14 protein-coding genes, 1 tRNA gene and 1 pseudogene are annotated in these 17,790 nt (G+C 61.7%); 13 read left to right on the forward strand and 3 right to left on the reverse strand.

The features are described from left to right. The first annotated feature begins 11 nt into the window (after positions 1 to 11). Complete coding sequence (locus P5703_RS18995) at positions 12 to 1,187, forward strand: multifunctional CCA addition/repair protein (RefSeq protein ID WP_279645645.1); 1,176 nt, start codon at positions 12 to 14, stop codon at positions 1,185 to 1,187. Here the strand turns inward: P5703_RS18995 and folK are convergent, their stop codons facing one another. Further along, positions 1,188 to 1,730 carry a 2-amino-4-hydroxy-6-hydroxymethyldihydropteridine diphosphokinase gene (gene folK / locus P5703_RS19000; protein WP_125881820.1) on the reverse strand — a complete coding sequence of 181 codons (543 nt, stop codon included), beginning with the start codon at positions 1,728 to 1,730 and terminating at the stop codon, positions 1,188 to 1,190. It lies immediately after the preceding gene. Further along, on the reverse strand, positions 1,721 to 2,074 hold the full coding sequence (folB, locus tag P5703_RS19005) for a dihydroneopterin aldolase (RefSeq protein ID WP_013981670.1): 354 nt from the start codon (positions 2,072 to 2,074) through the stop codon (positions 1,721 to 1,723). Before folB ends, folK begins: the two co-directional genes overlap by 10 nt. A gap of 75 nt (positions 2,075 to 2,149) precedes the next feature. Between folB and plsY the strand changes: the two genes are divergently transcribed. Then, the gene (plsY, locus tag P5703_RS19010; protein WP_285588994.1) at positions 2,150 to 2,719 is read left to right on the forward strand and encodes a glycerol-3-phosphate 1-O-acyltransferase PlsY; all 570 of its coding nucleotides are present in this window, start codon (positions 2,150 to 2,152) and stop codon (positions 2,717 to 2,719) included. An 11-nt stretch (positions 2,720 to 2,730) separates the two neighbouring features. Here the strand turns inward: plsY and tsaD are convergent, their stop codons facing one another. Continuing rightward, on the reverse strand, positions 2,731 to 3,756 hold the full coding sequence (gene tsaD / locus P5703_RS19015; RefSeq protein ID WP_014595739.1) for a tRNA (adenosine(37)-N6)-threonylcarbamoyltransferase complex transferase subunit TsaD: 1,026 nt from the start codon (positions 3,754 to 3,756) through the stop codon (positions 2,731 to 2,733). 195 nt (positions 3,757 to 3,951) lie between these two features. Here tsaD and rpsU point away from each other — a divergent pair, with 195 nt between their 5' ends. From rpsU to P5703_RS19070, 11 genes and pseudogenes are all read left to right on the forward strand, one after another. Further along, a complete protein-coding gene (gene rpsU / locus P5703_RS19020; RefSeq protein WP_003290642.1) occupies positions 3,952 to 4,167 on the forward strand; it encodes a 30S ribosomal protein S21 in 216 nt (71 codons plus the stop codon). A 133-nt stretch (positions 4,168 to 4,300) separates the two neighbouring features. Next, a complete protein-coding gene (dnaG, locus tag P5703_RS19025; RefSeq protein WP_014595738.1) occupies positions 4,301 to 6,253 on the forward strand; it encodes a DNA primase in 1,953 nt (650 codons plus the stop codon). Positions 6,254 to 6,320: 67 nt separating this feature from the next. Continuing rightward, the gene (gene rpoD / locus P5703_RS19030; protein ID WP_014595737.1) at positions 6,321 to 8,174 is read left to right on the forward strand and encodes an RNA polymerase sigma factor RpoD; all 1,854 of its coding nucleotides are present in this window, start codon (positions 6,321 to 6,323) and stop codon (positions 8,172 to 8,174) included. A 102-nt stretch (positions 8,175 to 8,276) separates the two neighbouring features. Continuing rightward, positions 8,277 to 8,930, forward strand: coding sequence for a Crp/Fnr family transcriptional regulator (locus tag P5703_RS19035; RefSeq protein WP_200588796.1), 654 nt, complete (start codon positions 8,277 to 8,279; stop codon positions 8,928 to 8,930). 77 nt (positions 8,931 to 9,007) lie between these two features. After that, positions 9,008 to 9,304, forward strand: coding sequence for a N(2)-fixation sustaining protein CowN (gene cowN, locus P5703_RS19040; protein ID WP_108241436.1), 297 nt, complete (start codon positions 9,008 to 9,010; stop codon positions 9,302 to 9,304). Between the two features lie 59 nt (positions 9,305 to 9,363). Next, positions 9,364 to 9,440: transfer RNA gene (locus P5703_RS19045), tRNA-Ile, on the forward strand. A gap of 127 nt (positions 9,441 to 9,567) precedes the next feature. Continuing rightward, a pseudogene (locus tag P5703_RS19050) lies at positions 9,568 to 9,844 on the forward strand (site-specific integrase); the annotation flags it as partial. A gap of 201 nt (positions 9,845 to 10,045) precedes the next feature. Next, a complete protein-coding gene (gene hsdR / locus P5703_RS19055) occupies positions 10,046 to 13,522 on the forward strand; it encodes a type I restriction-modification system endonuclease (protein WP_200588813.1) in 3,477 nt (1,158 codons plus the stop codon). Positions 13,523 to 13,763: 241 nt separating this feature from the next. Continuing rightward, positions 13,764 to 14,762, forward strand: a complete 999-nt coding sequence (locus P5703_RS19060; protein WP_108241434.1) for an Abi family protein — start codon at positions 13,764 to 13,766, stop codon at positions 14,760 to 14,762. 73 nt (positions 14,763 to 14,835) lie between these two features. Further along, positions 14,836 to 16,383 (forward strand): class I SAM-dependent DNA methyltransferase, encoded by a 1,548-nt coding sequence (locus tag P5703_RS19065; RefSeq protein ID WP_200588814.1) that lies wholly within the window; start codon positions 14,836 to 14,838, stop codon positions 16,381 to 16,383. Next, a complete protein-coding gene (locus tag P5703_RS19070) occupies positions 16,376 to 17,770 on the forward strand; it encodes a restriction endonuclease subunit S (RefSeq protein ID WP_200588815.1) in 1,395 nt (464 codons plus the stop codon). Before P5703_RS19065 ends, P5703_RS19070 begins: the two co-directional genes overlap by 8 nt. Positions 17,771 to 17,790: the final 20 nt, after the last annotated feature.

The following is a 17,790-nucleotide window of genomic DNA, read 5'->3' on the forward strand; positions in this document are numbered from 1 at the left end:
CGGAGGTGGTTATGCAGATCTACAAAGTCGGCGGCGCGGTGCGTGATCGTCTGTTGGGGCGCGCGGTCAGTGAAGTGGACTGGGTGGTGGTCGGCGCCACCCCGGAGGTAATGCAGGCCCGGGGCTTTCGCCCGGTGGGCGCAGACTTTCCGGTGTTCCTGCATCCGCAGAGCGGCGAGGAGTACGCCCTGGCGCGTACCGAGCGCAAGAGCGGCCGCGGTTATGGCGGCTTCACCTTCCATGCCAGCCCCGAGGTCACCCTCGAGGAGGATCTGCAGCGACGCGACCTCACCATCAATGCCATTGCCGAAGACGAGCAGGGGCAACTGATCGACCCCTACGGTGGCCAGCGTGATCTGCAGGCCCGACTGCTGCGCCACGTGTCGCCGGCCTTCGCCGAAGACCCGCTGCGCGTGCTGCGCGTGGCGCGCTTCGCCGCGCGTTACGCCGAGCTCGGCTTCCGCATCGCCGACGAAACCCTTGAGCTGATGCGTCAGCTGGCGCGCTCCGGCGAGCTGTCGGCACTCACCGCCGAACGCAGCTGGAAGGAGATTTCCCGCGCCTTGATGGAGCCGCGTCCGGATGTCTTCATTCAGGTACTGCAAGCCTGTCACGCCCTACCAGAGCTGTTCCCCGAACTGGCTGCCAGTTTCGAGCAGCAAAGCGCACATGGCGAAGCATTGCTCGGCGCACTGCGGCGCTGTGCGAAGCACGCCCAGCCACTGCCGGTACGCTGGGCCTGCCTGTTGCTCGGCAGCGCCGGGCCAGCCGCCAGCCAGGAGGCACGTCTGCAAGCCATCGCCGCCCTGAACCAGCGCTGCAAGGCGCCGCGGGATTGCCAGGAACTGGCGATGCTGTTCGGCCGCTACCATCAGGACGCACTCGATGCACGCACGCTGCCCGCAGAGGCATTGCTAGACATGCTGCAGCACTTCGATATCTATCGCCGCCCGGAACGCTTCGAGCACTTCATCGCGGCCTGCGAAATGACCGCCCCGGCAGACGGCGCCGCGCAACCCTTACCCCAGGTCGACTACTTGCGGGCGGCGGCGAAAACAGCTCGTGACGTCGCGATCAAACCGCTGCTGGAACAAGGTCACCAGGGCGCCGAGCTGGGCAAGGCACTCGCCGCTGCCCGACTCGAGGCGCTGCGGCGGCATTGCCAGCAGAATGCGAATAACGGCTAGTCAGGCACAACGCGGCGGATGGGCGCGGACCAGCTCCGGGGGCGTGAGCTCCGCGCCGCGCCACTGGAAGGGCACCGGCCAGAGCTGTTGGTCGATGGTCGATAGCGCCCACAGCTCGGCAAAGCTGGCGTCCGCGGCCGGGTGCCGTACGGTCGGGGCCAGCAGCGCCAGCGGCCAGAGCACGAAGGCGTTCTTGAGAATCTCCGCACGCGGCAGCAGCAAACCGTGGAAATTGCCGACCAGCTCGCCATAGAGCAGCACGTCGATATCCAGTGGCAATCCCTTGCGATCCGGCGCGTAACGCCCGTTGTCCGCCTCGATGAACTTGAGCCGCCGGTCCAGTTCGGTCAGCGGCAGCTCGGTATCGCCGGCGACCACGAGGTTGTAGAAGTTGTCGCCCTTGTAGCCCACCGCCAGACTCTCGAACACCGGCGAACAACGCATGTTCACCAGCAGCTCGGCCAGCGCATCGAGGCCGGCATGCAGATGGGGCTCACGCTGGACATTGCTGCCCAGGCCGAGCAGCACCGGAGTTAGCGACATCCGCGTTCGATCTCCACGCCCAGCGCACGGGCGCGCGCATTGACGCCGGGCTTGGTGACCCGCAGGCGCAGCCAGAGAATGCCGAACTCGCTCATCAGGCGCTGCGCCAGGCGTTCGGCGAAGGTCTCGACCAGCTCGAAGCGCGCCTCGGCAGCGAACTGATCGATGGCTGCGGCGACCTTGGCATAGTCCAGCGCCTTGTCCAGCTCGTCGTTCCGCGCCGCCGGACGGATGTCCCAGCCCAGCGTCAGGTCCAACTGCAGGCACTGCCGGATGCCGCGCTCCCAATCATAGGCGCCGATCACCGTATCCACTTCCAGGCCTTCGATGAAGACTGTATCCACGCAACGTTCTCCTGCGGCACGACAAGCTCGAAACGCGCCGTTAGACTCAGGGACTCCCTGCCCCGGATGGATTCCATGTTCTGGCTGCTGACCTTGCTCGCGTACCTGATCGGCTCGCTGTCATTCGCCATACTGCTCAGCCGCCTGGCCGGAATACCCGACCCGCGCGCCGGTGGCTCCGGCAACCCCGGCGCCACCAATATGCTTCGTCTGGCCGGCAAGCGCCTGGCGATCTGCACGCTGTTCGGCGATCTGCTCAAGGGCTTGCTGCCCGTCCTGCTGGCCGCCTCGCTGGACATGAGCGTCCAGCAGCAGGCCTGGATCGGTCTGGCGGCGGTATGCGGCCATCTCTATCCGTTGTACTTCCGTTTTCGCGGCGGCAAGGGCGTGGCGACCGCCGCCGGCGCCCTGCTCGCGCTCTACCCGCCGGCCGCGCTGTTGGCCATCACCGCCTGGCTCCTGGTATTCCGCATGACCCGCACCAGTTCGCTGGCAGCCCTGATCGCCCTGCCGCTCTGCCTGCCGCTGCTGGCCTGGCAGCAGCCCGGTGCGCTGCTGCCGATGAGCCTGTTGGCAACGCTGATAGTCTGGCGTCACCGCAGCAATGTGCGCGATCTGTTCGCTGGCCGGGAAAGGCACTTCTAGGTCGATTCGGTTCAGATCGCCGGCAGCGTCTCCATTGACCAGCGTGGCTGCACGGCGATCGCCGGCCCATCATGCTGGCCCGCCAGCAGGCGTTGACAGCCAGCGTAGGCGATCATTGCGCCGTTGTCGGTGCAGAAACGTGGCCGCGCATAGAACACCTGCCCCTTGAGTTCGGCAAGCATCGTTTCCAGCGACTGACGCAGCGACTGGTTGGCACTGACCCCTCCAGCGATGACCAGCGATTTCAGCCCGGTCTGCTTCAGCGCCCGTCGGCACTTGATGGTCAGCGTCTCCACCACCGCCTGCTGGAAGGCCAGCGCGATGTCGCAGCGAGTCTGCTCGCTGTCGTCGCCGGCATCGCGGCACTGCTGCCAGGTATTGAGCGTGAAGGTCTTCAACCCACTGAAGCTGAAGTCCAGTCCCGGCCGGTCGGTCATCGGGCGCGGGAAGACGAAGCGGCCCGGCGTGCCCTGCTCGGCCAGCCGTGCGATCTCCGGTCCGCCCGGGTAGCGCAGGCCCATGAGCTTGGCGGTCTTGTCGAACGCCTCGCCAGCGGCATCGTCCACCGATTCGCCGAGCAGCTCGTAGCGGCCGATGCCATCCACACGCACCAGCTGCGTATGCCCGCCAGACACCAGCAAGGCGACGAACGGAAACGCCGGAGGCTGCGCTTCGAGCATCGGCGCCAGCAGATGACCTTCCATGTGATGCACGCCGACCGCCGGCACGCCCCAGGCCAGCGCCAGCGCCTGAGCACAGGACGCACCGACCAGCAGGGCACCGACCAGGCCCGGGCCGGCCGTATAGGCCACCGCGTCGACCTGCCCCGGCTCGCGGCCGGCCTCGGCCAGCACCTGACGGATCAGCGGCAGCATGCGTTTCACGTGATCACGGGAAGCCAGCTCCGGCACCACGCCGCCATAGACGCGATGCAGGTCGATCTGGCTGAATAGCGCGTCGGCCAGCAGGCCCCGCTCGCTGTCATAAAGCGCGACACCCGTTTCGTCGCAGGACGTTTCCAACCCCAGCACCAGCATGGGTTCAACCTTCCGGAAGGCGAATGAAGCCGTGCATATTAATCGTCGGGCCGTCCGACCGACCAGCGCTTTTCGATCAGGGGCTTTGCATTCCGCCATTGGAGCGGGTAACATCCGCAACCCTTAAAACCAGCGTGCTTGCGAGTCATTGCCGAAGCGCGTTGCCACCGGTAATCAAGTGAAGGTAAGTCCTGGATGCCCGCTGTCAAAGTTAAAGAGAATGAACCCTTCGACGTAGCACTGCGTCGCTTCAAGCGCTCCTGCGAAAAAGCCGGCGTTCTGGCCGAAGTCCGTTCGCGCGAGTTCTACGAGAAGCCGACTGCCGAGCGCAAGCGCAAGGCTGCTGCCGCAGTCAAGCGTCACGCCAAGAAAGTGCAGCGCGAGCAGCGCCGTAGCGTCCGCCTGTACTGATCCAGTACAGCTGACGTCGCATCAAACCCGGCTTCGGCCGGGTTTTGCATTGCATGCAGACTCCGCTTCGCCAGCCGGCGAAAGGCCGGAGTTTTTTCATTTCCGGCGCATGCGAGCGTAATCTGATACCCCTATGGCCGGACTGATCCCCCAATCCTTCATCGATGACCTGCTCAACCGCTCCGACATCGTCGAAGTGGTCGGTTCGCGCATCCAGCTGAAGAAGACCGGCAAGAACTACAGCGCCCTCTGCCCGTTCCACAAAGAAAAGACACCGTCCTTCAGCGTCAGCCCGGACAAACAGTTCTACTACTGCTTTGGCTGCGGTGCCGGCGGCAACGCCCTCGGCTTCGTCATGGACCACGACCAGCTGGACTTCCCCCAGGCGGTCGAAGAGCTGGCAAAGCGCGCCGGCATGGAAGTCCCACGCGAGGACAGCGGGCGCAAGCACAAGCCCCGCCAGCTGGTCGATTCACCGCTCTACCCACTGCTCGCCGCCGCCGCCGACTATTACCGCCAGGCGCTGAAAAGCCATCCGACGCGCAAGGCCGCGGTGGAATACCTCAAGGGACGCGGGCTGTCCGGCGTCATCGCCCGCGACTTCGGCCTGGGCTTCGCACCGCCCGGCTGGGACAACCTGATGAAGCACCTCGGCGGCGACGCCCTTCAGCAGAAGGCGCTGATCGATGCCGGCCTGCTGATCGAGAACGCCGAGAACGGCAAGCGCTACGACCGCTTTCGCGACCGCGTGATGTTTCCCATCCGCGACAGCCGTGGTCGGGTGATCGCCTTCGGCGGTCGAGTGCTGGGCGACGACAAGCCCAAGTACCTCAACTCGCCGGAGACCCCGGTATTCCACAAGGGTCAGGAGCTCTACGGCCTCTACGAAGCGCGCCAGGCCAACCGCGATCTCGACGAGATCATGGTGGTCGAGGGCTACATGGACGTCATTGCCCTGGCCCAGCAAGGTCTGCGCAATGCCGTCGCCACCCTGGGCACCGCCACCAGCGAGGAACACCTCAAACGCCTGTTCCGCATCGTTCCTAGCGTGCTGTTCTGCTTCGACGGAGACGCCGCCGGACGCAAGGCTGCCTGGCGCGCACTGGAGGCTACATTGCCGAACCTTCAGGACGGGCGCCGCGCCCGCTTTCTGTTCCTGCCGGACGGCGAAGATCCGGACACCCTGGTCCGCGCCGAGGGCACCGACGCCTTTCGCGCCCGCATACAGCAGCACTCGCAACCACTTGCCGACTATTTCTTCCAGCAGCTGAGTGAAGAGGCCGATCCGCGCTCCCTGGAAGGCAAGGCGCATCTGGCGACACTGGCCGCACCGCTCATCGAAAAGATACCGGGCAACAACCTGCGCGCACTGATGCGTCAGCGCCTGACCGAGATCACCGGGCTCAACGGCGAGGCGCTGCAGCACATGGCCGCCGCGCCCGTATCCGCGCCCAGCAGCACGCCGACCTACGACGACTACACCTACTACGACGCCAGCCCGGCCTACGGCGAGCCCGACCATTTCGAGCCACCGGAACCCGTGCAGCCGCAACCGCGCAACGGCAAGCCAGGCAAGAAAGAGTGGAAAAAGGACTGGAAAAAAAACGGCCAGGGTCCAGACTTAATGCCACGCGGGCCGCGCACACCCGCCACGGTCGAGCCTCCGGCACTGACCACCCTGCGCACCCTGCTGCACCACCCGGAGCTGGCGCAGAAGGTCGAAGACGTCAGCCATTTCGCCGCAGAAGACGATACCTATGCCCAACTGCTGGTAGCGCTGCTCGGCACCCTGCAGAAAAACCCCAAGCTGCGCAGCCTGCAGCTGATCGCCAGGTGGCACGGCACCGATCAGGGACGACTTTTACGCGCACTTGCAGAGAAAGAATGGCTGATCTCTGCCGATAACCTTGAACAGCAGTTTTTCGACACCATTAATAGCCTTGCCGCCAGACAGCGGGAACGGCGCCTCGAAAGCCTGCTGCGCAAGGCTCGCCAGGGTGAACTCAGCGCAGAGGAAAAAGACCAACTGCGTAACCTATTGAGCCGCAACGCAATACCCGCTACACCGACCTCAACTGGCGCGTGAGGTCCTAGCTCGGCTATAATGCTCAGCTTGTTTTCAGCCCGCCAGAACCTTCAGTGGATAGGGTTATATGTCCGGAAAAGCGCAACAGCAGTCCCGCCTCAAAGAGTTGATCCAGCGTGGCCGTGAGCAGGGTTACCTGACTTACGCCGAGGTCAACGACCACCTGCCGGAGGATATTTCCGATCCGGAACAGGTGGAAGACATCATTCGCATGATCAACGACATGGGCATCAACGTATTCGAGACCGCTCCGGATGCCGATGCCCTGTTGTTGGCCGAAGCCGATACCGATGAAGCCGCAGCCGAAGAGGCCGCAGCCGCACTCGCCGCGGTCGAGACCGATATCGGCCGCACCACCGACCCAGTGCGCATGTACATGCGCGAGATGGGCACCGTCGAACTGCTGACCCGCGAAGGCGAGATCGAAATCGCCAAACGCATCGAGGAAGGCATTCGCGAAGTCATGAGCGCGATCGCCCACTTCCCTGGCACCGTCGACAGCATCCTCGCCGACTACGAGCGCGTGACGAACGAAGGCGGTCGCCTGTCCGACATCCTCAGCGGCTACATCGACCCCGACGACGACGGTGCTGCCGCACCGCAGGAAGTCGAGCCGGAAACGCCACAGACCACGGCCAAGCCGGTAGTCGACGACAAGGACGACGACGAAGAAGAAGAGTCGGATACCGAGGAAGAAGAAGGCGACGGCGGGCCCGATCCGGAAGTTGCGCGCGTGCGCTTCGGCGCGGTCGCCGAACAGCTTGAGAAAGCCAACAAGGCCCTGAAGAAGCACGGCCGCGCCAGCCAGCAGGCCACCGAGGAGCTCGAAGCCCTCGCCATCCTGTTCATGCCGATCAAGCTCGTGCCCAAGCAGTACGATGCCCTGGTCGAGCGCGTGCGTGATGCTCTGAACCAGATCCGTGCTCAGGAACGCGCCATCATGCAGTTGTGCGTGCGTGATGCCCGCATGCCGCGCGCCGACTTCCTGCGTCAGTTCCCGAGCAACGAGACCAATCTCGACTGGGCCGAGCAACTGGCTGCAGGCAAGAGCAAGTACGCCGAAGCCATCGGCAACCGTAAGGAAGAGATTCAGCGCTGCCAGCAGAAGCTCATCGAACTGGAACAGCAGTGCGAACTCGCCATCGCCGACATCAAGGACATCAATCGCCGCATGTCCATTGGTGAGGCCAAGGCCCGCCGGGCGAAGAAGGAGATGGTCGAGGCCAACCTGCGCCTGGTGATCTCCATCGCCAAGAAGTACACCAACCGCGGCCTGCAGTTCCTCGATCTGATTCAGGAAGGCAACATCGGCCTGATGAAGGCGGTGGACAAGTTCGAATACCGCCGCGGCTACAAGTTCTCGACTTACGCCACCTGGTGGATTCGCCAGGCAATCACTCGCTCCATTGCCGACCAGGCGCGGACCATCCGCATCCCGGTACACATGATCGAGACGATCAACAAGCTCAACCGCATCTCCCGTCAGATGCTGCAGGAAATGGGCCGCGAGCCCACGCCCGAAGAGCTTGGCGAGCGCATGGAAATGCCCGAGGACAAGATCCGCAAGGTACTGAAGATCGCCAAGGAGCCAATCTCCATGGAAACGCCGATCGGTGACGACGAAGACTCGCACCTGGGCGATTTCATCGAAGATTCGGCCATGCAGTCGCCGATCGACGTGGCCACCGTGGAAAGCCTCAAGGAAGCCACCCGCGAAGTACTGTCCGGCCTCACCGCCCGTGAAGCCAAGGTACTGCGTATGCGCTTCGGCATCGACATGAATACCGACCACACCCTCGAGGAAGTCGGCAAGCAGTTCGATGTTACCCGCGAGCGGATCCGTCAGATCGAAGCCAAGGCGCTGCGCAAGCTGCGCCACCCGACGAGAAGCGAGCATCTGCGCTCATTCCTCGACGAGTAATGACAAGAGCCCCGGTCCTGCCGGGGCTTTTGCTATCCGCGACCTGCACCACCCCGCCAAGCGCGCTATCCTCGGCTCTCACCCACGACCGACCGAACCGCCATGCACGGATCCGACAGCTCGCCCCTGTTCCAGGCCGCCCTGCTGCAGGGCTTCCGTCAGCGCAACCTGATCGAAGGAGAACTCATTGGCAGCCCCGGCGCCTCACGCGACAGCGTGTTCATCGTGCGCAACGGGCGAATCCGTGTGTACCTCGCCTCGGAAGACAAGGAATACACCCTCAGCTTTCTCGAAGCCGGCGATATCTACAGCACCCACAGCGGCGCCTACATCCAGGCGGCCAAAGCGAGCGAGGTGCTGATTGGCGAAACCGCCCTGATGCTTCGCACACTCGATGCGCTACCCGGCGCCGCACCCTCCATCATCCGGGCCCTGGGCCAGACCCTGGCGAACTCCATGCAACTGATCGAAGACCTTGCCTTTCGTGACGTCGAAGGACGCCTGGCGCGTTTCTTCGACGGCATGCTCGCACGCAAGGGACGCCCCCACGGAGACGCCCAGCGCCTCGAGCTGGACCTGAACACCGAAGACATCGCCCACCTGCTAGGCACCACGCGGCAGACCGTCTCCTCGCTGATCAACCGCCTGGCCCGCCGGGGCATCCTCAGCCGAGTCGCCCCCGGCACCTTCGACATCCACCGCCCCGACCTGCTGAAAACACGCAGCCGGCAACCCGGCAAGCTGTCGGCTGGCTGACAGACGCCGGCCCAGTCTCGCCCTAGGATCAGCGCTTCCCCAAACCGACCACCGCCCAACCGGCCAAGGAGAAGCGAATGCCCAGCGTCGTGACCTATCGCAGCGTCGCCGGCGACCAGCCGTTACCCTACATCGAGTGCGACCGCGGCATCCGCACCCTCTACTCGCGCATTCGGCACTACATCAGCCAGGACGACGGCAACTGCCCCCTGTGCCGCTACCTGCGCGACAAGATCGGCAGCCGCAACGGCTTCGAGCCCGATGCCCGGCTCATCCTCCACGCGCAAATAAACGTCATCCACGAACTTTTCGAACGCAACGACGACCACGAAATCGCTCTCCTGCTGCAACGCGTGGAAGACGACTGCTGCTGAACCCCTGCAATCAGTTGGCGCCCCAGGGACCCGACCGGTATAATCCGCCGGCCTTCTGGGGGCCTATAGCTCAGTTGGTTAGAGCAGAGGACTCATAATCCTTTGGTCCACGGTTCGAGTCCGTGTGGGCCCACCACCTTCAAAGCCGCGCACTGCGCGGCTTTAAGCTTTTTAGGGTTGTGGCATCTGGATCAGCCTATGGTCCAAAAGTACAAAATCGGTACAGTACTGGTTAGCCAGTCTGCCTTTGGAGTCCTTATCTGATGGCAACAATCGTCAAAACCCCTGCCGGCACGTGGAAAGCCGTAGTCCGAAAAAGCGGGCTGGCCGACCAACGCCAAAACCTTCCGCACCAAGCGCGATGCCGAAGACTGGGCACGTCGCACCGAAGACGAAATGGTCAGGGGCGTGTACATCCAGCGCAGCGGCTCTGAACGTATGACCTTGGCAATGGTGCTGAAACGCTACCTCAGCGAAATCAGCCCTACCAAGAAGCCAACCACCCAGCGCGCAGAAGCCACCAAAGCCCAACAGCTGATCATTACACCGGCGCCACAGCGGTAAGCAGTCGAAGAACTGAATTGGGTAGACGAGCCAGCGTCAGCCTGAGGTTGCGCTATGCAAAAGGGTGAGTGGCCCAATGCCATGGCCAAACTCGGCTCACCTTCGTTAAGCTGCTGACACTTACGCGCAATAGAGTCCGTGTGGCGTAATGAGTGGAACGCAACCGAAGGATCGACCATGGCAGCCAGCAGTAATTTCGCCTTTCTCCAAGAGCACGATCCTGTATTTCTGCAACTTGCGAGCACGGCCGAGCAGGTCTTCGCCAGCGATCCCAACACCACGCTGGTCAAGTTGCGGCAATTCGGTGAAGCCCTAGCCCAGGACTTGGCGAGCCGCGCCGGCATCGAGTTTGATGCCACCACCACTCAGTCTGACCTGCTCTACAAGCTCAGCCGCGAGATCCAGCTGGATCAGAACATCCGTAGCCTGTTCCATACCCTGCGCGTGGAGGGTAACCGAGCCATCCTCGAATTCCGCACCCAGCACCGTGAGGCCATGGATGGGCTGAAGGTCGCTCGCGCCCTTGCCATCTGGTACCACCAGACGTTCAGCAAGAACACTCACGCCTTCAAGCCCGGCCCCTTCGTTACGCCAGCAGATCCCAGCTCCCCGCTGCGCGATCTGCAAAGCCAGATCGAACAGCTCAAGGCGCAGTTGAGCGAATCCAGCCAGCAGCTGGAGAGCAACCAACAGCTAGCAGAGCTGCACAAGCGTGAAGCCGAGGAGTTTGCCGTACTCGCTGAGCAGATGGATACCGAATCGCGCAGTCATAAGCAGTTCGCCGCCGAGCACGAAGCCGCTCTGCACAGGCTACGCAGTGAGCATGAGCAACGCATCAAAGCCCTACAACTGCAACTGTTAACCCAGCCCCAGGCGGCGCAGCAGGTCATGCACAAGACGCTGCATGCCACCAGCACGTTTAATCTTTCCGAAGACCTGACCCGCATTCTGATCGACCAGCAACTGATCGACGCTGGCTGGGAGGCCGACTCCCTCGACCTCACCTACGGCAAGGGAGCGCGCCCGGATAAGGGCAAGAACAAGGCCATCGCGGAGTGGCCCACCAGCAGCCCCAAAGCATGCGCCGACTATGTACTGTTCGCCGGTCTCACGCCCATCGCCATCGTTGAAGCCAAGCGTAAGCGCATCAATATCGCCGACCGCATCCCCCAGGCCGAGCGCTATGCCCGTGAGTTCAACTTGGCGACAGAGCATCAGCAGCCCTGGCTACTGGCCGGCCAAACTCAGCCTTGGAACGATGGCCAGGGTGGTCACTTCCGCGTGCCCTTTGCCTTCGCCTGCAACGGCCGCCCCTTTATTAAGCAACTCGCCGAACAGTCCGGCACCTGGTTCCGTGACCTGCGCAGCCAGGCTAATACACGCAGGCCGCTGCCTGACTTCCACACCCCGAATGACCTGCTCGACCTGCTCAAACGCAGCCAGGCAGACGCCGAGGCCAAGCTCAAGGCCGAAGGCTTCTCCTACCTCAAGCTGCGCGACTACCAGGAGAAAGCCATCCAGGCCGTGGAGCAGGCCCTGGCCAACAATCAGCGTGACTGCCTACTGGCCATGGCCACCGGCACCGGTAAAACCCGCACCATAATTGGCCTGATGTACCGATTCCTGAAGGCCGAACGCTTCAAACGCATCCTCTTTCTGGTCGACCGCAGCGCCCTCGGCCAACAGGCCATTGACTCGTTCAACGACACCACGCTTGAGCAGAACCACACCCTGGCGCAGATCTACGACATCAAAGAGTTGGGCGACATGGCCGCCGAGGCGGAGACCCGCATCCAGGTCGCTACCGTGCAAGCCATGGTCAGCCGCATCTTCCGCTCGGATAACCCGCCGCCCGTGGGCGAATTCGACTGCATCATCGTTGACGAAGCCCACCGGGGTTATACCCTCGACCAGGAAATGACCGAAGGCGAGTTGGCCGTGCGTGATCACAGCCAGTACCTCTCGCAATACCGCCGCGTGCTCGACCACTTCGACGCCTGCCGCATCGGCCTCACTGCCACCCCGGCCAAACACACCAGCGAAATTTTCGGCAAACCGGTCTTCACCTACAGCTACCGTGAGGCTGTGGCCGACGACTGGCTGGTGGATCACGAACCACCAATCCGCTACGAAACCCAGCTCAGCAAGCACGGTATCCGCTTCGAGAAAGGCGAGTCGGTCAGCGTCATCAACACCCTGACCGGCGAAGTCGACGTAGCCGAGCTGGAAGATGAACTCAACTTCAACATCGAGTCGTTCAACCGCCGCGTGATTACCCCGGCCTTCGATAAAGTCATCTGTGACGAGCTGGCTAAGGAGTTGGACCCCTTTGGCGAAGAAAAGACCATGATCTTCTGCGTCAACCAGGCCCATGCCGAGCGGGTGAAGAACCTCCTCGACGAAGCGTTCAAGGCCGCCTACGGCGAGCAATACAACGAAGCGGCCGTGCGCATCATCACCGGGCAAAGCGACAAGGTTGAGCAGCTTATTCGCCGCTACAAGAACGAGCCCAACCCCAATATCGCCATCACCGTCGACCTGCTCACCACCGGTATCGACGTACCGAGAATCTGCAACCTGGTATTCATGCGCCGGGTGCGCTCGCGCATCCTCTACGAGCAGATGAAAGGCCGCGCCACCCGCCGTTGCGACGACATCGGCAAAACCGTATTCCGCATCTACGACCCCGTCGATCTTTACGCCAGCCTGGAAGCGGTCGACACCATGAAGCCTCTGGTGAAGAACCCCAACATCAGCCTGGAGCAACTGGTCAGCGAGCTCACCAGCGGAGCCAGCCATGAAGCCCCCGGCAGCCAGGACGACAGCAGCCACGCCCATGACGTGCTCGATCATCTGAGCCAGCGCGTCATGCGTATCCTGCGCAAGGCCCAGCACAAGGCCGAGGACAAACCCACGCTCAAGAAAAAGCTCGATGAGCTGCAAGAAGTGTGGGGCGTTGAGCCGGCCCAATTACATAAACACCTGCACGACCTTGGCCCGCAGCAAGCGGCCAACTTCGTCCGCCAGCACAGCCAGTTGCTCAACCAGCTCGCCGCCGTCAGCGCCCTGCTCGGCTCGGAGAACTACCCGGTTATTTCCACCCACAGCGACGAACTGCTGGTGCGCGAGCAGAACTACGGGCAAAACCAGAAGCCGGCGGACTACCTGGAAAGCTTCAACGACTTTATTCGCACCCAGCTCAATCAGTCCGCTGCCCTTGGCGTGGTGGTCAACCGCCCCAAGGATCTGACCCGCGAGCAACTCCGCGAAGTTCGCCTGCTGCTCGACCAGCACGGCTTCAGCGAAGCCAGCCTGCAAAGCGCCTGGCGCAATCAGACCAACCAGGAAATCGCCGCCAGCATCATCGGCTATATCCGCCAGGCGGCCATCGGTGAAGCCTTGCTGCCCTTCGACCAACGCGTGGCCAAGGCCATGCAGACCATCTACGCCCAGCAACCCTGGACGCCAGTGCAACGCAAATGGCTGGATCGCCTAGCCAAGCAACTGGTGCATGAAGTGGTCATTGATCCGCAGCAGGTCAATGACGCCTTCCGGAACGATGGCGGCCTCAAAGCGCTGGATCGCAACCTGGGCGGCAACCTGGAACGGGTATTGGAAGCGTTGAATGACAACCTGTGGTCGGCTGCTGGATGAAAGGTCCGCAATCCCTCCATTTCAACCAAAGAGAAACCGCCGCACAACGTGCGGCAGGCTTTGCTGTACTGTCCTTCCGTCCATCCGAGCAGTGCCAAATACCCTGCAGAACAATGCCAAATCTCTTGCAAAATGATGCACTGGTGCATAACCTCTCACGCAACACACCCGCCATGCCTATGGTTGCTTCGGCAGCTACGCACAAATTGAGCGGGTTTTTTATGCCCGATTGTTTTTCCGCATGAAGCCCTTCAGCAAGCCCGCCATTGATATTCCTGCGCAGCTGACCCTGCTCAAACAGCGCGGACTTACCATCCAGGACGAAGCCAAGGCGCACTGCTTTCTGGAAGCGGTCAGCTTCTTCCGCCTCACGCCCTACATGCGCCCATTCCAGCTTTCGGAAGATGCCGACCACGGTTTCAAGCCCGGCACCCGTCTGCAGGCACTCACCCGTCTGTATGACTTCGACCGTCGCCTGCGCCTGCTGGTCATGGATGCCATCGAGCGCATAGAAGTCGCGGCCAGAGCCGTTATTAGCAACCACATGGGGCCGCAATATGGCTCGCACTGGTATCTGGAGCCAAAGCTCTTCCAGCGCAGTTATCGGCACCAGGCGCTGCTCGACAGCATCCGTAGCAAGCAGGACAAGGCGTTCCAGGATCATCTGCGCGAATGCCAGCGCATCGATGCCTCCCACGCGTCTGACGCCCGCAAAGAGCAACTCAAGAGCATGCGCGCCAAGGAAAGCTACGCACGCCATTACGCCCTGACCTACAACACCCCCGACCTCATGCCCGCCTGGGCGGCCATGGAAGAAATTACCCTGGGCGATCTCTCGCACCTGTTCAAGGGTCTGGCCCGCGACGCCGACAAAAAGGCCATCGCCAAACGCCTGAAGCTACCGGCCCCTCTGCTGCAATCCTGGCTGCACACCCTGACCACCATTCGTAATATCTGTGCGCACCACGCACGCCTGTGGAACCGCGAGCTGGGCATCCGCCCTGAACTACCCAGGGCGGTCAATTTCCCATGGCCGCAACACCTGCAACAACCCGGACAACATGCCCGCCTGTTCACCGTGCTGTGCATCCTCAACCTGCTGATGCGCCAGGTTAGCCCGCATACCAGTTGGGACAGACGTCTGCATGACCTACTGGCAGATTTTCCAGAGACCAACCTACGGGCCATGGGCTTTCCGCCCGACTGGCAGAACGATCCTTTCTGGCAAACACCCGACTAAGCCTCCCTATTTCCCCGTGAGCCGAATAGCCGATGTATTCGGCTCACGTCATGAGCCAATTAGAGACCACCCAATGACCAACTCCGATATCGTCCAGAAGCTCTGGAACCTCTGCGACGTGCTGCGCGACGACGGCATCAACTACAGCGACTACGTCACCGAACTGGTGCTCCTGCTGTTTATCAAGATGGAATACGAACAGGCCCAGAGCGGCAACCAGTTCGAGCACAAGCTGCCCGCAGGCGCGCGCTGGCCGGATCTCACCGACAAATCCGGTCTTAACCTGCTCGACCACTACCGGCAGATGCTGCTGGATCTGGGCAAGAACAGCGACCCGCTGATCGCCGCCATCTATGCCGACGCGCAAACGCGCCTGAAAGAGCCGCGCCACCTGGAACAGTTGATCAAAAGCCTGGACGGCATCGACTGGTTCAGCGCCCGCCAGGATGGCCTCGGCGACCTCTACGAAGGCCTGCTGGAAAAGAACGCCAACGAAACCAAATCTGGCGCTGGCCAGTACTTCACCCCGCGCCCGCTGATCGACAGCATCATCAACTGCCTTAAGCCGCAGCCCGGTGAAACCATCCAGGACCCAGCCGCTGGCACCGCAGGCTTCCTGATTGCCGCCGACGCGTATATCAAGCGCCACACCGACGACCTCTACGACCTCGATGAGAAAGCCCGGAGCTTTCAGCGCAACAAGGCCTTTGTCGGCATCGAACTGGTGCCCGGCACTCGCCGCTTGGCGCTGATGAACACCTTGCTGCACGGCATGGAAGGTGATGAAGAAGGCGTGGTGCACCTGGGCAACGCCCTGGGCCAGAGCGGGGCCAACCTACCCAAAGTGGACGTGATTCTCTCCAACCCGCCCTTTGGCACGGCCAAAGGTGGCGGTGGCCCAACCCGTGACGACCTCACCTACAAGACCAGCAACAAGCAGCTGGCCTTTCTCCAGCATATCTACCGTGGCCTTAAACCCGGCGGCCGCGCCGCCGTGGTACTGCCGGACAACGTATTGTTCGAGGCCGGCGTCGGCACCGAGGTACGCCGCGACCTGATGGACAAATGCAACCTGCACACCATCCTGCGCCTGCCCACCGGCATCTTCTACGCCCAGGGCGTAAAGACCAATGTGCTGTTCTTCCAAAAGGGCACAGCAGAGAACCCACGCCAGGAAAAGGGCTGCACCCAGCGCGTCTGGGTCTATGACCTACGCAGCAATATGCCCAGCTTCGGCAAACGCACCCCCTTTGGTGCCCAGCACCTCAAACCCTTTGAAGAGGCCTATGGGGATGACCCCAACGGCAACAGCCCCCGTGCCGAGAACGTCGAAGGCATCGGCGAACTGAGCCGCTTCCGAGTGTTTACCCGTGAACAGATTCGCGAACGCGGCGACTCCCTGGATATCAGCTGGCTAAAGGATGCCGATAGCCTGGATGCCGCCGACCTGCCTGCCCCGGAAGTGCTGGCCGGCGAGGCCATGGCCGAACTAACCGAAGCGCTGCATGAGCTGGAAGAGCTGATGAAGGCGCTGGGGGCTGGTGATGAAGTGGCGGCGCAGAAGCAGTTGATGGCGGAGGTGATGGGGCTTTCGGTGGTTCAGGAGGCTGGGGATGAGTGAGTTGCCGAGTGGGTGGGGACGCGCCGAAATTGGCGATCTATGCAACCTGATCAATGGCCGCGCATTCAAGCCTCAAGAGTGGTCAGAGTCCGGTTTACCGATCATCAGGATTCAAAACCTGAACAATCCGGCTTCAAAGTTCAATCATTTCTCGGGAGAGTTTGACGCAAAGCACCATGTTAAAAATGGCGACTTATTGTTTGCTTGGTCCGGCACGCCAGGCACTTCTTTTGGCGCGCATATTTGGCATGGCGGCGATGCCATTCTGAATCAGCACATTTTCAAGATTGAGTTTTCGGAACGAGAGACTAACCGTGGATTTCTTCGTTACGCGATTAATCAGAAGTTGGATGAGCTAATCAGCTCAGCTCAAGGTGGGGTGGGCCTACGTCATGTAACCAAGGGGACTTTCGAGAAAACAGAGATTTCCTTTCCGCCACTCGCCGAGCAAACCCGCATCGCCCAAAAACTCGATGAACTGCTGGCTCAGGTCGGTACCCTCAAAGCCCGCATCAACGCCATCCCCGCCCTGCTCAAACGCTTCCGCCAATCCGTCCTCGCCGCCGCCGTTTCCGGGCGATTGACGGAGGAGCGGCGCGCACAAAATGTAGGTTGGGTTGACGAAGGAAGCCCAACAACGGCGCCAGCGAGTAGCTCGCTTCCAGTTGGCTGGTCGTCAAAAACCGCAGGTGATATTTGCGGATTCATCACCAAAGGAACGACCCCCTCAAAAGAAAAGATGACTGCGGGCCATGGTGAGGTTCCATATATCAAGGTCTACAACCTGACATTTACAGGAGCGCTAGATTTTTCCATTGATCCAACGTTTGTCGACTCAAGCACCCACTCGACTGACTTGAAAAGGTCAATCGTAAAACCCGGCGATGTCCTAATGAATATTGTCGGCCCTCCGCTAGGCAAGGTTTCAATCGTCCCTGCAACATATCCCGAATGGAACATAAACCAAGCTATTGCACGGTTCAGAGCAGGCGACGAAATTTCCGCAGCATATCTGGCTCTCTGTCTGCGCACTGAAGAAGTCCTAAGCCATGCGGTTTCGCGAGCAAAAGCCACAGCTGGTCAATTCAATCTGACCCTAGAGATTTGCAGAGAGCTTCCACTTCCGGTTCCGCCGGAGGAAGAACAAACCGAAATCGTCCGCCGCGTCGAACAGCTCTTCGCCTTCGCCGACCAGCTTGAAAGCAAAGTGCAAAGCGCCAAAAGCCGTATCGACCACCTGACCCAAAGCATCTTGGCCAAGGCCTTCCGTGGCGAACTGGTTCCGCAAGACCCGAACGACGAACCGGCCAGCGTGCTGCTGGAACGCATCAAAGCCCAACGCACCGCCGCCCCCAAGGCCAAGCGCGGCAGGAAAGCCTCGGCGTAAACATGCCAATCACTCATTAA

This window comes from Stutzerimonas sp. FeSN7, from assembly GCF_030263795.1.
GTDB lineage: Bacteria > Pseudomonadota > Gammaproteobacteria > Pseudomonadales > Pseudomonadaceae > Stutzerimonas > Stutzerimonas stutzeri.

Excerpts from the sequence above, each read along its gene's own strand:
- tsaD (WP_014595739.1), bottom strand. The coding sequence starts at position 3,756 with ATGCTGGTGCTGGGGTTGGAAACGTCCTGCGACGAAACGGGTGTCGCG.
- folK (WP_125881820.1), bottom strand. The coding sequence starts at position 1,730 with ATGTCGCTAACTCCGGTGCTGCTCGGCCTGGGCAGCAATGTCCAGCGT.
- P5703_RS19035 (WP_200588796.1), top strand. The coding sequence starts at position 8,277 with ATGCACGGATCCGACAGCTCGCCCCTGTTCCAGGCCGCCCTGCTGCAG.
- P5703_RS19065 (WP_200588814.1), top strand. The coding sequence starts at position 14,836 with ATGACCAACTCCGATATCGTCCAGAAGCTCTGGAACCTCTGCGACGTG.
- plsY (WP_285588994.1), top strand. The coding sequence starts at position 2,150 with ATGTTCTGGCTGCTGACCTTGCTCGCGTACCTGATCGGCTCGCTGTCA.
- rpoD (WP_014595737.1), top strand. The coding sequence starts at position 6,321 with ATGTCCGGAAAAGCGCAACAGCAGTCCCGCCTCAAAGAGTTGATCCAG.
- dnaG (WP_014595738.1), top strand. The coding sequence starts at position 4,301 with ATGGCCGGACTGATCCCCCAATCCTTCATCGATGACCTGCTCAACCGC.
- rpsU (WP_003290642.1), top strand. The coding sequence starts at position 3,952 with ATGCCCGCTGTCAAAGTTAAAGAGAATGAACCCTTCGACGTAGCACTG.
- P5703_RS18995 (WP_279645645.1), top strand. The coding sequence starts at position 12 with ATGCAGATCTACAAAGTCGGCGGCGCGGTGCGTGATCGTCTGTTGGGG.
- P5703_RS19070 (WP_200588815.1), top strand. The coding sequence starts at position 16,376 with ATGAGTGAGTTGCCGAGTGGGTGGGGACGCGCCGAAATTGGCGATCTA.
- hsdR (WP_200588813.1), top strand. The coding sequence starts at position 10,046 with ATGGCAGCCAGCAGTAATTTCGCCTTTCTCCAAGAGCACGATCCTGTA.
- P5703_RS19060 (WP_108241434.1), top strand. The coding sequence starts at position 13,764 with ATGAAGCCCTTCAGCAAGCCCGCCATTGATATTCCTGCGCAGCTGACC.
- cowN (WP_108241436.1), top strand. The coding sequence starts at position 9,008 with ATGCCCAGCGTCGTGACCTATCGCAGCGTCGCCGGCGACCAGCCGTTA.